The organism is Oscillibacter sp. PC13 (assembly GCF_900115635.1).
GTDB lineage: Bacteria > Bacillota > Clostridia > Oscillospirales > Oscillospiraceae > Oscillibacter.
This window is the reverse complement of the sequence record NZ_FOXE01000001.1, coordinates 21,072-36,549: the sequence shown is the minus strand read 5'-3', so window position 1 is coordinate 36,549 and position 15,478 is coordinate 21,072. Positions and strand designations below refer to the sequence as shown.

Genomic DNA, 15,478 nt, shown 5'->3' with positions numbered 1-15,478 from the left:
ATCGGAAAAGTAAAAAAAATCACGAGGGGTGCTGAAAAAGTCCTTGACGGGGCAGGAATGCTGTCATATACTGAAGAAGACTAATTGATTACGTAAAAAAATTGCAAATTGCGCAAGAGGGCGATTATATGAAAGTAACCATTAGCGATGTGGCGAAACTGGCAGGAGTCTCCACTGCAACCGTTTCGCATACCATTAATAATACGCGGTACGTTTCCAGTGAGACAAAGGAAAAGGTGTACAACGCGATTGCGGAGCTGGGATATACACCGGATGCGTCTGCCCGCAGCTTTCGCACGGGAAAAAAGAAAACCGTTGGTTTTATTGTGCCCGATATTGCAAATAAATTCTTTGCGACGATGATCGAATCTGTGGAAAATTATCTCTCCATCCATGGGTACCACCTGATCATTGCCAACACGAAAGAGGATATGGAGCGGGAGGAGACAAATCTCCGCCTGCTGTCTGCGGGACTGGTGGACGGACTGCTGATTGCCAGTACCATGGATGATTTCCAGCGGCTGGACAGCCTGATTCCGGCGGGATTCCCGGTGGTGCTGGTGGATCGCACTTTTGATACGAAAAAGTATTCCTCCGTCTGCGTTTCCAATTTCCAGCCTATCTATCGCAGCGTGTGCCGTCTTGCAGGCAAGGGGGATCAGCGCATTGGAATTATCGGCGGCCTGCCCCGCCTGTCTACCACAAAGGAGCGGATCTCTGCCTATCAGCAGGCAATTGCTGATTGCGGCCTGCCGGAGGATCCGGATCTGATTCGATACGGCGACTCTATGGAAAACAGCGCCCAGGCCTGCCTGGAGGGTCTGCTGGAACAAAAGTGTGACGCCGTGATTGTCTGCCAGGGGCTGATGGCTTCGGAGACGATGATTTACCTCCACCAGAAAGGCATTCAAGTTTCCCGGGATATGGACTTGGTGAGCTTTGTGGATTATGATTCCAACCTGTACCAGCTGTATGCCGGCCAGATGGACTCAATCGTCCAGCCAGTAGAGGAACTTGGAATTGCCGCAGGGGAGCAGATCCTCGGCCGCATTGAGTCCCCGGATGCCCCAGCGTTTGAAAAGGTGCTTACTTCGGCCTATAAGCCATACAATGTGCCCCAGTCCTGGGTGCACTCCGACCGCTGAATAAACGCCCCGGAGCTAAGTCGCTCCGGGGCGTTGTTTTACCTGTTGACAAAGGGGGCCTATTGTTGTAGACTTCAAATGCGAGGTCGATAAAAATAGACCAAGGAGGACACGCAATGGAGACCTATCATCTCTCAAACAGCGAATATCGGTTTATGCAGATAGTGTGGCGGGCGGCACCGGTGGGTTCCGGCCGTCTGGTGGAGCTGTGTGCCCGGGAGCTGGGCTGGAAGAAGTCCACCACCTACACCGTTTTGAAAAAGATGTGCGAAAAAGGACTGCTGCAAAATGAAAACAGCACCGTCACCGTGCTGGCGCCGCAGGAGACGGTGACGGCAGAGGCGGCGGGAACCTTTGTGGAGCAGACCTTCGGCGGGTCCCTGCCCGGGTTCCTTGCCGCCTTTATGAGCGGGCGGAAACTGACGGAGGCGGAGGCGGAGGATTTGAAGCGTCTGATCGACGCCCACAGGGGGGGATGAGCATGGAGCTTTTGACCAATGTGTTCTTCCGGCTGCTGTCCATGTCGGTGGCGGCGCTGCCGGTGATGGCGGTAGTGCTGCTGGCCCGGCAGCTTTTGCGGCGCTCACCCAGGAAATACAGCTATGCGCTGTGGTTTGTGGTGTGGTTCCGCCTGGTGTGCCCGCCGGGACTGCTGACCCGGGTCAGATGGAGTCTCTTTAATTTGAGTCCGCTGGAGCCGGTTGGACGGCTTGCCGAGGACTTGAACAGAGGGATGCCCCAGGCATTCGTCCCGGATCCGGGACCGGTGCTGGGGATCTATCCGGGAGCGGAGAGCGGCAGCGCTGTGGTGGTGCAGGCGGGCCTTTCCCCCGGGGAGGCGGCGCTGACGGCTGCCGTGGCGGAGACGGCCATGCGGATTGCGGTGGTGGTCTGGCTGGCAGGGCTTGCGGTGCTGCTGGTTTATGGAGCGGTGGCCTATGTCCGCCTGAGGCGGAGTGTGGCCGCCGCCGTGTGGGCGGGAGGCGAAGTATGGGAGTGCGACGGAATCCCAACGCCCTTTGTGCTGGGAATCCACCGGCCCCGCATCTACATCCCCTTTGGCCTGAACGCCCATGGGCGAACCTACATCCTGGCCCATGAGCGGTTTCACATCCGCCGCCGCGACCACTGGGCAAAACTGCTGTGCCTGCTGATTCTGGCGGTGTATTGGTGGAACCCGGCGGTGTGGCTTGCCTGGACGCTGTTTTGCCGGGACATGGAGATGCGCTGCGATGAGGCGGTTCTCACGGAACTGGGGGACCAGGCCAAGACCGGGTACAGCGAGTCCCTGCTGGCCTTTGCCCTGGACCGCCGGGTGCCCATGGCCCTGGCCTTTGGAGAGCACGATGCCGGGCGGCGGGTGAAAAATGTCCTGAACTGGAAGCGGGAGCGGCCCCGGATGGCGGTGCTGGCGCTGATGCTGGTGGCGACGGTGGCCACCGTGTGCTGCAACAACGGGACGGAGCAGCCGGACAGCTGGGTCCGGCTGGAGAGCCGGAACGACCAGGCGGGCGAGACCTCTGTGGAGATTTCGTACCGCGTCAGAGAACCGGCCATGGCGTGGGCCATATACGAGGATGTGTATCAGGGCGGCGTGCGAATCTCCAGCCGGCCGGTGCTGCTGGACGGTTTTACGGATGCGGGCGGTGTTTCCGCCAGAGAGGGCGGCCTGTCGCTTACGGTGAACCCGGCGCCTGCCAACGGCGGCTGGGCGGAGCTGGCATTCCGCGCCAATCTGGGGGAGGGCGTGACGGCAACCTACAACCTTCCGCTGCCGGAGCTGGACTTTTCGTCGGAGCGGGTGGTCTCCGGATTGAAGGATGGGGAACGTCAGGAATTGACGGAAAGGATAGATGCGGAGCTGCTCACGGTGCTGCTTTTTACGGAGCAGGCACCGGACACGGGGGCGAATACCCCGGAGAGCGCCGCCGCAGCGGTGCAGTACCGGCTTGTGCTCTCCAACACAGGGGAGGGGTCCTTTGCGGTGATGGATGAAGCCCAGACCCTCTTTGACCTGCGGATGGATTATATCGGGGACGCTCCTGCGGCGGGACGGCTGCTGGAGGCGCTGGATGTAGGGAGCCTGGGGGCCTACACCATGGAGCTGTTCACCTCGGCGGCTCCCTATACCCTGCAGGTGAACTTCCGGGATGAACCGGCGGACATCGACCCCACCAGTCCCGCCATCGACGGCCCCATGACCTGGAAGGCGGAGGTGCTGCTGGCCCTTATCGGCAATCTGGAGCAGGTGAACTGGTCCTATCCCACCCGGGAGGACGGACAGAAAACACTGCTGACCATGTATTATCCAAGGAGTCAGGCGGACGCCCATGCCCAGGCCCTGGGTTATGACGACATCAAGGAACTGGGGCAGACGGCGGCGGGGCTCCGGGAGCTGCTAGCATATTGGAACTACAACGGAATGCAGGTGGAAGCGGTCAGCCATACGGCGTCCCAGATGTATCTGCTGGCACAGGAGAGAACTGCAGATACCCTGGCGGAAGACCTGCTGTGCTGGGATTTGTGGGGGGACCCGGCACTGGACGGAAACTACGAATTTGAGATGGAAACAGACGGCACGGCCCGGTTCTCCATCTCGGAAGGGATGTGGAACGAGGAGGACCGGGGGTGGGATGAAACCACCAACGCAGTAGGGCTGGACGTGCGGAATGCCCTGATTCTGATGGCCCTTTGGCCGGAGATTGATGCGGTGCAGTGGCGGGGCGGCTCCTGGCTTTCTGAGGTGAGCGAAGCGGGGGCGGACGACTGGCTGGCGCGGCAGAGGGCGCCCATGCCCTCCATCCGGGACTACGGCGCCTCGGCGGAGACGGTGCAGCTGCTTTTGAATCTGCTGGCAGAGGCGGACGGCGGAGCCGTACCCGCCACGGAGGAGTATGCCTTTCAGAATATTCTGGGCGTTGACGGCGTTCGCTGGACAAAGACGGACACAAACGGCTTTTCCATCCGCACCTATTACGCCCTGGGGGCAGACGGCAGCCGCACACCGATTGCGGAGAGCTTCGGCTGGGGCGGGGCGGAGGATTATTCCGTGGACTTGGACGGCGACGGCGTGGAAGAGCTGGTGTGCAACGTCACCTACGGCGGAGACGGCGCCCGGCGGGCCTACGTCTATCAGCGAAGAGCGGACGGAATTTATCTGGGAGACCTTTCAACCGGCGGCCTGCCGGACTTTCTGGATTGGGGCGTGAACGCCAGCTGGTCGGAGTACGACCCGGAGGGGCGGGTTTTCCGCCTCCACTACTGTGTGGATACCGACGGCAACGGCGAAGCGGAAGAGGAATACGCGCTGGCGGAGTATGGTTTGGCGGAAGCTGCCGGGGCGCTGGCCTGGAATCGCTGGGAACCCTGAAAAGACGGAGGCGGCCACATGGCCGCCTCTGCTTTTTGTGAAATCCAGGCCTTGACAAACGGGGCCGGAGCCGCCATGATGAAAGAAAATTCTCAAGGAAAAGGAGTACTTTTTCATGACATATGACTTTGACCAGATTGTGGACCGCTCCCGCAACCACTCCGCCAAGTATGACGAGCGGGTGAAGAAGTTCGGCACCGACGATGTGATTCCCCTGTGGATTGCGGATATGGACTTTAAAACCGCCCAGCCCGTCATCGACGCGCTGAAGGCCCGGGCGGAGGAGGGCATCTGGGGCTATACCGCCCGGCCGGACAGCTATTTTGCCGCCATCCGGGCCTGGCAGAAAAAACGCAACAACTGGGAGATTGATCCGTCCCTCATGAGCTTTTCCCTGGGGGTGGTGCAGACGATTTCCGCCATGGTGAAGCTGTTTACGCCGGAGGGCGGCAGTGTCCTGATTCAGACGCCGGTGTACTCCGAGTTTTACGATATGGCCGAGGCCTGGAACCGGAACGTGCTGGAAAACCGGTTTGTGGAGCGGGACGGCCGCTGGACGGTGGACTGGGCGGACTTTGAGGAGAAGCTGCAAAGCGCCGATTTGTTCCTGCTGTGCAGCCCCCACAATCCCCTGGGCCTGGTCTGGACGCCGGAGGAGCTTGCACGGATGGCGGAGCTTTGCAGAAAGTACCATGTGGTGCTGTTCTCCGATGAGATTCACTCCGACCTGATTTTCCACGGGAAAAAACACACGCCTGTGGCTGCGCTGTCCCCGGAGATTGCAAGGTATGTGGTCACCGGGATCTCCGGCACCAAGACCTTCAACCTGGCGGGACTTCAGGCCAGCGCCGTGGTCTTCCCCAACCGGCATATGAAGGAGGTTTTTGACCGATACTGGATGAATATGGACATCCACCGGAACAACGCCTTCTCCCTGACCGCCATGGAGGCGGCCTTCACCGGCGGGGAGGAGTGGCTGGAGCAGCTGCTGCCCTATCTCTCCGCCAACTTTGAGTATGTGGTAAACTATTGCAAAACCCGTATTCCTAAAATTAAGACCTATGCGCCGGATGCCACCTATCTCATGTGGCTGGACTGCCGGGAGCTGGGGCTTTCCAACCAGGCGCTCCACGATTTCATGATTGAAAAGGCGAAGCTTGGCCTCAACGACGGGGCGTCCTTCGGCCGGAGCCTCTCCGGCTTTATGCGGCTGAACGCCGCGTGTCCCCGGTCTGTTTTGGAGCAGGCAATGGGGCAGCTGGAGGCGGCGGTGAACGGGCTGTAAGTGCCGCAGACGGAATTTGGAAATGAACGGGCCTTTTCCGACCACTGAAGTAAAAACAAGGATCCTGCCGGGTGGTCAGGCAGAGAACATTGAATAGAAACGAGAGCGGCCGAAGCTTCCGGCCGCTCTCGACCATTTTTACATACAAGCGGCCGGGTGACCTGCCGTCAGACAGGGCTGTATGGGAAAAGACCATTTGAAATGGGAAAAGGGAAAACCATGACTTGCGTTCAAGGACGCTTCTCTATATAATAGATGATAAAATTTTAAAAAATAAAAACAGTCAGACGTTTTGCAAACTTGGAGGAATTTTGCCATGAACACCCGGATGGAACACGACACTATGGGGGAGATTGCCGTCCCGGCAGAGCATTACTGGGGCGCGCAGACCCAGCGGAGTCTGGAGAATTTCAAAATTGGCGGCGAGCGCCAGCCAAAGGAGATCATTACGGCTTTCGCCTATTTGAAAGAGGCCTGCGCCGGGGCCAACGCGGACTGCGGGAAGCTGACGGCGGAGCAGGCGGCGGCCATTGCGGCGGTCTGCGCTGAAATCCGGGCAGGGAAATGGAATGAGGAGTTTCCCTTGGTGGTTTGGCAGACCGGCAGCGGTACCCAGACCAACATGAATGTCAATGAGGTGATTGCCCATCTGGCAGCGGACCGTGGTGTGAAGCTCCATCCAAATGACCATGTGAATGCCTCCCAGTCCAGCAACGACACCTTTCCCTCTGCCCTGCACATCGCAGCGGCGCTGGCGGTGACGGGGCAGGTGCTGCCGGCGGCGGAGCGTCTGGAGACGGCCTTTGCCAAACTGGAGGCGGCCTACCCGGATCTCATCCGCATCGGCCGCACCCACCTGCAGGATGCCACGCCCCTGAAATTTGCCCAGGAGGTCTCCGGCTGGCGGGAGCTGGTGGCGGCGCCCTGCCGGATGCTGCGGGCAGCCCTGCCGGAGCTGTGCAGGCTGGCCATCGGCGGCACCGCTGTGGGCACCGGGCTCAATGCCCCGAAAGAATACGACGAGATGGTGTGCGGTCGGCTCCGGGAGATGACCGGCGTGGCCTTTACCCCGGACGCCAACAAGTTTCACGCACTTACCAGCAAGGACGCCCTGGTGTTTGCCCACGGGGCGCTGAAGGCCTTGGCGGCAAACCTGATGAAGATTGCAAACGACATCCGCTGGGAGGCCAGCGGCCCCCGCTGCGGCATGGGGGAGCTTCACATCCCGGAGAACGAGCCCGGCAGCAGCATCATGCCCGGCAAGGTGAATCCCACCCAGTGCGAGGCCGTCACCATGGCGGCGGTACAAGTGATGGGCAACGACGCGGCCATCGGGATTGCGGCCTCTCAGGGCAATTTCCAGCTGAACGTGTTTTTACCGGTGTCCGCGTATAATTTCCAGCAGTCCGCCCGGCTGCTGGCGGACGTGTGCGATTCCTTCCGGGTGCACTGTGTGGAGGGAATTACCCCAAATGTGGAGAGGATGGCATACAATCTCCAAAACTCGTTGATGCTGGTGACCTGCCTGACGCCAAAGATTGGATATGAGGCGGCGGCCAAGTGCGCGAAGAAGGCGCTGGCGGAGGGAACAACGTTGAAAGAGGCAGTGCTGGCACTGGGCCTTCTGACGGCAGAGGCCTTTGACGAAGCGGTGCGGCCGGAGAAGATGGTGTAAGCGGCGGAACGGAAAGGATACATACATGAAATTAGAAAAACGTGATTTTTACTGGGCAATTCCCTATGCGGTGCCGTTTATATTTTTGGCCATGTGGCTGGACTGGTGCTGGCCGGCGTTTCGCTGGGCGGGTCCCATCCTGATGGTGGCGCCGGTATGCGGCCTGGCCTGGCAGTGCGGTCGCACCGGAAAGACAGTTGCCTTTTGGGTTGGCAATTTTCTGAATTTTTATGTCAATCAGATGTGCATTTTCATGGCGGGCAGACAGCTCCCTGAAGAGGCCGCCGCTCAGTGGAATGGCAACTTTGCCCCGGCCACGGTGGAGGAGACATTTTTAAAATGGCTTGTGAGCTTGCTGCTGGTGCAGATTACCATTTTTCTGTTCATGCGCCGTTTCCGGAAAAAATGACGATCCGGTAGAATGCGTTTTCTTGATAAGATACTGGGGGCTGCCGCGTATACAGCGCGGCAGCCCCCTCCTTTGCAGGTAGAAAATATACGGAAAGAAAAAATTTTGACCATGTGTCCGGCCGTTCTGAAACGTAGCGGAGAACTGGAGCGGCAGCTGCTGGGAAGCGGAGGAGCCCGCCGTCACCTACTTGATGTATGAAATGCGAATATATGCAATGGATTGTGGATCAATCAATCGGGCGGAAGAGACAGCGAATGGTCTGCGCCGAAAAATGGGGCAATGGTTTGAGAAAAACTCAAAAGGCAGCATGAAATGCAGTGAAAATATGCAAAATTAACCAATTGTAAATTAAATTGTTGTGCAAGATTGTGCTTGAATAAATATTCATAGTAGGCGTATAATTCAACCATCATCAAACAAGACATATGGAGGCACCCATCATGAAGGATAAAAAAGATATTAAAAAAATTGTACTGGCCTATTCCGGCGGCTTGGATACGTCCATCATCATCCCTTGGCTGAAGGAGAACTATAACAATCCGGAGATCATCGCCGTGGCTGGTGATGTGGGCCAGAATGACGAGCTGGACGGCCTGGAGGAGAAAGCGCTGAAGACCGGTGCCAGCAAGCTGTACATTGCGGATTTGACCGACGAGATGGTGGATGACGTGATTATCCCCTCTTTGAAGATGGGCGCCAGCTATGAGCAGTATCTGCTGGGCACGGCCTTTGCAAGACCGATTATTGCCAAAAAGCTGGTGGAGATTGCGAAAGCCGAGGGGGCGGATGCCATTGCCCACGGCTGCACCGGCAAGGGAAATGACCAAGTGCGTTTTGAACTGACCATTAAGCGCTTTGCTCCGGAGATGACGATCATCGCCCCCTGGAGAGAGTGGTCCATTAAGGGACGTGACGAGGAGATTGACTATGCAGAGGCCCACAACGTACCCCTGAAGATCTCCAGAGAGACCAACTATTCCAAGGACAAGAACCTGTGGCATCTGAGCCATGAGGGCCTGGATTTGGAGGATCCCGCCAATGAGCCCCAGTATGAGAAGCCGGGCTTCCTGGAAATGGGCGTTTCCCCCATCTCTGCCCCCGATGCACCCACCTATGTGACGCTGGACTTTGAAAAGGGCGTACCTGTTGCTGTTGATGGCGAGAAGATGAAAGCCAGCGACATCATCCGCAAGCTGAATAAGCTGGGCGGTGAGAACGGCATCGGCCTGTTGGACATTGTGGAAAACCGGCTGGTGGGGATGAAGGATCGCGGCGTGTATGAGACACCGGGCGGCACGATTCTGTATAAGGCGCATCAGTGCCTGGAGATGATCACCATCGACAAGGATACTGCCCACATGAAGAGCAAACTGGCAGTGGATTTTGCTGATCTGATTTACAACGGCAAGTGGTTTACCCCCCTGCGGGAGGCCCTCAGTGCCTTTGCGGACAAGACCCAGGAGCATGTGACCGGCAGCGTGAAGCTGAAGCTGTACAAGGGCAATATGATCACAGCCTCCATCACCTCTCCCTGCAGCCTGTACTCCGAAAATCTGGTAACCTTTAACGAAAGCGACTATAACCAGGGCGACGCCACCGGCTTTATCAACCTGTGGGGCCTGCCGGATACCGTGCTGGCACTGCGGGAGCAGGGAAAGCTGTAAGACATTTGCGGGGAAGTGAACGTTTCCCTCTTGAAAAGAAAAACGTGGATGCGGGACGGAGAGCAGCTCTTCGCCCCGCGTCTGCGGTGAAAGGAACAGTTATGAAATTATGGTCCGGGCGGTTCGGCAAGGAGACCGACGCCCTTGTAAACGATTTCAACGCCTCCATCCAGTTCGATCAAAGGCTGTACAAGGAGGATATCACCGGCTCCCTGGCCCACGCAAAGATGCTGGCAGAGTGCGGCGTCATCTCCCGGGAGGATGCGGCCTCCATCACCCAAGGGCTTGCGGACATTCTGGCGGACATAGAGGCGGGAAAAATTGAATTCACCGCCGACAACGAGGACATCCACATGAATGTGGAGGCTCTGCTGACATCCCGCATTGGAGATGCCGGCAAGCGCCTTCACACTGCCCGCAGCCGCAACGACCAGGTGGCGCTGGATTTTCGGATGTACGTCCGGGAGCAGATTCCCGTCATCATCGGGCAGCTTTTGGAGCTGGAGACGGTTTTGTGCCGCCAGGCAAGGAAGTATCAAGAGACTGTCATGCCTGGCTATACCCATCTACAGCGGGCCCAGCCCATCTCCTTCGCCCAGCACCTGATGGCCTACGGCGCGATGCTGGCCCGGGATGTGACAAGGCTGGAGGACTGCAAAAAGCGATTGAACGAGTGTCCCCTGGGCAGCGGCGCTCTGGCGGGGACCACCTATCCCATTGACCGCTGGCAGACGGCAAAGCTCTTGGGCTTTGATGCGCCTACCTCCAACTCTTTGGACGGGGTCTCCGACCGGGACTACGCACTGGAGCTGATGGGTGCGCTGTCCATTTTGATGATGCACCTCTCCCGGTTTTCCGAGGAGGTCATCCTCTGGTGCAGCTGGGAGTTCAAGTTCATTGAGCTGGACGATGCATACGCCACTGGCTCGAGCATCATGCCCCAGAAGAAAAACCCCGACGTGGCTGAGCTGGTCCGCGGCAAGACCGGGCGGGTGTATGGCGATTTGATGAGCCTTTTGACCACCATGAAGGGGCTCCCCCTGGCCTATAACAAGGACATGCAGGAGGACAAGGAGCCGGTGTTTGACGCCATCGATACCGTAGAGATGTGCGTGCCTGTCTTTGCCGCCATGCTGGACACCATGCGCGTGCGCCAGGACAACATGCGCAAGGCCGCGGGCCACGGCTTCATCAACGCCACCGACTGTGCCGATTACCTCACAAAAAAGGGAATGCCCTTCCGGGATGCTTACACGGCCGTGGGCCATCTGGTAGCTGCCTGCACAAAGACAGGAAAGACACTGGAGGAGCTGACGCTGCAGGAACTGCAGGAGATTTCCCCTTTGTTTGGGGAGGATGTGTACGAAGCATTGAGCCTGGAGACCTGCATGGGCCAGCGGAAGAGCTACGGCGGGCCGGCGGTCAGCGAGACCACCCGGCAGATTCAGGAGATTGAGGGCTTTGTGAAAGCCCGTACGAAATGAAAGGGAGATGTTCCCAGTGAAACCAAGGGTCTATATTGACGGAAAGGACGGTACGACCGGCCTCCAGATTTACGAGCGGCTTGGCGGACGCAGCGACATTGAGCTGCTGCTGATTGATGAGGCAAAGCGAAAGGATCCGGCGGAGCGGAAAAAGCTCATGGATGCGGCGGATATCGTGTTTCTCTGCCTGCCGGATGCGGCGGCTGCCGAGGCGGTGGAGCTGGTGGAAAATCCAAACACCCGCATCATCGACGCCTCTACCGCCCACCGGACCGCCTCAGGCTGGGTCTACGGCTTCCCGGAGCTGGGCCCGGAGCAGAAGGCGGCGATCCAAACGTCCAGGCGCGTGGCGAATCCGGGCTGTCACGCCACGGGCTTCCTGTCCACGGCGGCGCCCTTGGTGAAGCTGGGCATCCTGCCAAGGGATTATCCTGTGGCGGTCTACTCTCTCACCGGTTACTCCGGCGGCGGCAAAAAAATGATTGCCCAATATGGGGATACAGATCGGGGGACGGAATTTGACGCTCCCCGGATTTATGGACTAAGCCTTCGGCACAAGCACCTGCCGGAGATGCAGAAGATTGCCGGACTGGAGTTTGCACCCGTGTTCAACCCGGTGGTGGATGATTACTACAAGGGAATGGCAACCACCATCCTGCTCCAGAACCGGCTGCTCCACGGCCAGCCTTCCGCAGAGGAGATCTGCGGGGCACTGGCGGAATTCTACCAGGGACAGACCTTTGTAAAGGTGGTGCCATTTGGGACCAATGACAGCTTACTTTCAGCCAATAAAATGGCAGGAAAGGACACTTTAGAAATCAATGTCTGCGGGAATCAGGAGCAGACGATGGTGACGGCGCTGTTTGACAATCTGGGCAAGGGGGCCTCCGGTGCCGCCGTTCAGAACATGAATCTGATGCTGGGGTTCAAAGAAACCGCCGGACTGACACTCTGATGGAGGGGGAACCTGATATGAAGTTTATCGAAGGCGGCGTTTGTGCTGCACAGGGCTTTCGGGCTGCGGGCATTCATGTGGGTGTAAAAACCCACGCAGCCTGGAAAAAGGATCTGGCGTTGATTGTATCAGACGTGGACTGCGCAGCGGCTGCGGTATTTACGAAAAACGCGGTAAAGGCCGCGCCGATCCATATCAACAAAATTCATTTGGCAGATGGAAAGGCCCGGGCGGTGATTGCCAACAGCGGCAATGCCAATGCCTGCGCACCCAACGGGGAAGAGAATGCGGAGAAGATGTGTGCCGCGGCTGCCCGGGCAATTGGCTGCGCACCCGGCGATGTAGTGGTGGCATCCACCGGCGTCATCGGCCAGACCATCAACATCCAGGTCATTGAGGAGGGCGTGCCGGCGCTGTATGGTGAACTGGCCCATTCGGCGGAGGCCAGCGACGCGGCGGCCCACGCCATCATGACTACGGACACGGTGAAAAAGGAAGTGGCGGTGGAGACTTCCATCGGCGGTAAAACGGTCCGCATGGGCGGTATTGCCAAGGGCTCCGGTATGATCCATCCCAATATGGGTACCATGCTCTGCTTCCTGACCACAGATTGCGCGATTTCTTCAGAGATGATCAAAACTGCCCTGCTGGAAACCGTCCAGATCAGCTTCAACCGCATCAGCGTAGACGGGGACACTTCCACCAACGACACCTGCTGCGTACTGGCCAATGGGCTGGCGGGCAATACGCCCATCACAGCCAAGGGACCGGAGTATGCGGCGTTCCTGGAGGCACTGCAGGCCCTGTGCATGGAGCTTGCCAGGAAGATGGTCTCCGACGGTGAGGGCGCCAAGCATTTGATTACCTGCACAGTTGACGGCGCGGAGAACGAGAAGAGTGCAGAGACGATTGCAAAGTCCGTAATTTCCTCCACGCTGACCAAGGCCGCCATTTTCGGCGCTGACGCCAACTGGGGACGTGTACTGTGCGCTATGGGGTATTCCGGCGAGAGCTTTGACCCGGACAAAGTAGATGTCCGCTTTGCCAGCGCCGCGGGTGAGATTGCCGTGTGTGAGAAGGGCCGCGGCCTGCCCTTTGACGAGGATCTTGCCAAGAAAATCCTGACGGAGCATGATGTGGAGATTCGGATTGCCATGGGCGAGGGGGATGGCCGCTGCACCTGCTGGGGCTGTGACATCACCTATGATTACATTAAAATCAACGGGGATTACCGTACATAACCTGCTTTCCCTGCAGGCGGCGCATGCCAGGTATCCGACCATAAGAAAGAAGGAATGACCCATGTCCTCCCACGCACAGCAGGCCCAGACACTGGTGGAGGCCCTGCCTTATATTCAAAAGTTTACCGGAAAGACCATTGTGGTCAAATACGGCGGCAACGCCATGATCTCAGAAGAGCTGCGGAAAGCCGTGATGAGCGATATCATTCTGCTCAGTCTGGTTGGCATCCGGGTGGTGGTGGTCCACGGCGGCGGGCCGGAGATTTCCGCCATGCTGAAAAAGCTTGGACACACGTCCAGATTTGTGGACGGCCTGCGCTATACGGATGAGGAGACCATGGATGTGGTGCAGTCCATTCTCTGCGGCAAGGTCAACAAAAACCTGGTGGCACAGCTGAACCGCCTGGGCGGCCAGGCCATCGGCCTGTGTGGTATGGACGGCTCTCTGTTTCAGGCAGAGCAGCTGGACGAAAAGTATGGACTGGTGGGAAGGATTACCGGTGTGAATCCGGAACCGGTGGAAAACGCCCTGATGACCGGATATATTCCGGTGGTTTCCACAGTAGCCCAGGGGATAGATGCCGACATCTCGTACAACATCAATGCAGATACAGCCGCCGCAAAGCTGGCGGAGGCGCTGGATGCGGAAAAGCTGATTTTGCTGACAGATATCCGGGGCCTTCTGCGGGATCCCCACGATGAGGAGACGCTGATTCACGTGGTTCATACCTATGAGGTACCGGGCCTCATTGCAAACGGCGTCATTTCCGGAGGGATGATTCCGAAGATGGAATGCTGCGTGGACGCCATTGCCGGCGGTGTGGAGCGGGTCCATATTCTGGACGGCCGTATCCCGCACTCAATCTTGATTGAGCTGCTGAGCGACAAAGGAATTGGCACCATGCTGAAAAAGGAGCAGGAGTGAACCACAGTGCCTGCTTCCGGTTAAATCATGTACGAAATGAACGTTTGAAGGGGATGACCTTTTTATGAATTCTGAGGAAATGAAAACACTGACAGGACAATTCATTATGGGCACTTACGGCCGTTTTCCCGTGGCCATTGACCACGGAGAGGGTGCCCGGCTCTATGACCCGGAGGGAAACGAATACATCGACTTTACCAGCGGCATTGGTGTTACCTGCCTGGGTTATGGCAATGATGGCTGGGTGCAGAGCATCACACAGCAGGCAAAGAAGCTGGGGCATGTGTCCAACCTGTTTTATACAGAGCCGGCTGCCCGGCTGGCGGAAAAGCTGTGCCGGCGCACCGGCATGAGCAATGTCTTTTTTGCCAACGGCGGCGGCGAGGCCAACGAGGGAATGATTAAGCTGGCCCGGAAGTACAGCTTTGACAAGTACGGCCAGGGCCGTGCCACGATCATTACCCTGAACAATTCCTTCCACGGGCGGACCATCACCACCCTGACCGCCACCGGCCAGGAGGTGTTTCACAATTACTTCTTCCCCTTCACCGAGGGATTCCGCTATGCGGACGCCAACAGCCTGGAATCCCTGGAGGCCGCCGCAGGAGACGATGTGTGTGCCGTGATGGTGGAATTGGTCCAGGGAGAGGGCGGCGTTCTTCCGCTGGATAAGGACTATGTGCAGGCGGTCGCCAAGCTGTGTGCGGAGCGGGATTGGCTTCTGCTGGTGGATGAGGTTCAAACCGGCGTGGGCCGGACAGGCAGCCTCTTCGCCTTCCAGCAGTATGGGATCCTCCCCGATGTGGCCTCTTTTGCCAAGGGGATTGCTGGCGGACTTCCCATGAGCGGCATCATGGCCAATGAAAAATGCCGGAATGTGCTGGGGCCGGGCACCCATGCCACTACCTTCGGCGCCAATCCCGTCTGCGCTGCTGCGGGCCTCTATGTACAGGAAGTGATGGACGACGCCTTTTTGGAAGATGTGCAGGCAAAGGGCACCTATCTCCGCAACCAGATTGAGGCGCTGGAACTGCCGTGCTTTGGAGAGACCCGCGGCATGGGACTCATGATTGGTATTTCCGTCAAGGAAGGCTGGAGCAATAAGGAACTTGCAAACAAGCTGATTGCAAACCGCCTGCTGGTGCTGACGGCGGGACCCGGCATGCGGCTGCTGCCGCCGCTGGTGGTCACCAAGGCCGAGATGGATGCGGGTGTTGCCATTATGAAAAAGACCCTCTCCGCCTGACGGGGAGACACAGGCTGGATGCAACCTGTACGGTTCCTATTACCATAACAATAACCATATCCTTTACTTTTACCTT

12 protein-coding genes are annotated in these 15,478 nt (G+C 58.0%); all 12 read left to right on the top strand.

Features of this window, described 5'->3' with window-relative positions; translation table 11 throughout:
- Positions 1-128: 128 nt before the first annotated feature.
- A complete protein-coding gene (locus tag BMZ81_RS00160) occupies positions 129-1,145 on the top strand; it encodes a LacI family DNA-binding transcriptional regulator (RefSeq protein WP_091127583.1) in 1,017 nt (338 codons plus the stop codon).
- Positions 1,146-1,261: 116 nt separating this feature from the next.
- Complete coding sequence (locus BMZ81_RS00155) at positions 1,262-1,624, top strand: BlaI/MecI/CopY family transcriptional regulator (RefSeq protein ID WP_091127582.1); 363 nt, start codon at positions 1,262-1,264, stop codon at positions 1,622-1,624.
- A 2-nt stretch (positions 1,625-1,626) separates the two neighbouring features.
- Positions 1,627-4,515 (top strand): M56 family metallopeptidase, encoded by a 2,889-nt coding sequence (locus tag BMZ81_RS00150; protein ID WP_177187133.1) that lies wholly within the window; start codon positions 1,627-1,629, stop codon positions 4,513-4,515.
- A 115-nt stretch (positions 4,516-4,630) separates the two neighbouring features.
- Positions 4,631-5,800: a MalY/PatB family protein gene (locus tag BMZ81_RS00145; RefSeq protein ID WP_091127580.1), complete on the top strand. Its 1,170-nt coding sequence runs from the start codon at positions 4,631-4,633 to the stop codon at positions 5,798-5,800.
- A 316-nt stretch (positions 5,801-6,116) separates the two neighbouring features.
- Positions 6,117-7,475, top strand: a complete 1,359-nt coding sequence (gene fumC / locus BMZ81_RS00140; RefSeq protein ID WP_091127579.1) for a class II fumarate hydratase — start codon at positions 6,117-6,119, stop codon at positions 7,473-7,475.
- Positions 7,476-7,500: 25 nt separating this feature from the next.
- A complete protein-coding gene (locus BMZ81_RS00135; RefSeq protein ID WP_091127578.1) occupies positions 7,501-7,884 on the top strand; it encodes a hypothetical protein in 384 nt (127 codons plus the stop codon).
- A gap of 443 nt (positions 7,885-8,327) precedes the next feature.
- On the top strand, positions 8,328-9,551 hold the full coding sequence (locus tag BMZ81_RS00130) for an argininosuccinate synthase (RefSeq protein WP_091127577.1): 1,224 nt from the start codon (positions 8,328-8,330) through the stop codon (positions 9,549-9,551).
- Between the two features lie 101 nt (positions 9,552-9,652).
- The gene (gene argH, locus BMZ81_RS00125) at positions 9,653-11,035 is read left to right on the top strand and encodes an argininosuccinate lyase (RefSeq protein WP_091127576.1); all 1,383 of its coding nucleotides are present in this window, start codon (positions 9,653-9,655) and stop codon (positions 11,033-11,035) included.
- 7 nt (positions 11,036-11,042) lie between these two features.
- Complete coding sequence (argC, locus tag BMZ81_RS00120) at positions 11,043-11,990, top strand: N-acetyl-gamma-glutamyl-phosphate reductase (protein WP_091127575.1); 948 nt, start codon at positions 11,043-11,045, stop codon at positions 11,988-11,990.
- 17 nt (positions 11,991-12,007) lie between these two features.
- Positions 12,008-13,231 carry a bifunctional glutamate N-acetyltransferase/amino-acid acetyltransferase ArgJ gene (gene argJ, locus BMZ81_RS00115; protein ID WP_091127574.1) on the top strand — a complete coding sequence of 408 codons (1,224 nt, stop codon included), beginning with the start codon at positions 12,008-12,010 and terminating at the stop codon, positions 13,229-13,231.
- A 61-nt stretch (positions 13,232-13,292) separates the two neighbouring features.
- Entirely contained in the window at positions 13,293-14,156 is an 864-nt protein-coding gene (argB, locus tag BMZ81_RS00110) for an acetylglutamate kinase (RefSeq protein ID WP_091127573.1), read from the top strand.
- Between the two features lie 64 nt (positions 14,157-14,220).
- Positions 14,221-15,402, top strand: a complete 1,182-nt coding sequence (locus BMZ81_RS00105; protein WP_091127572.1) for an aspartate aminotransferase family protein — start codon at positions 14,221-14,223, stop codon at positions 15,400-15,402.
- The last annotated feature ends 76 nt before the right edge of the window (positions 15,403-15,478 follow it).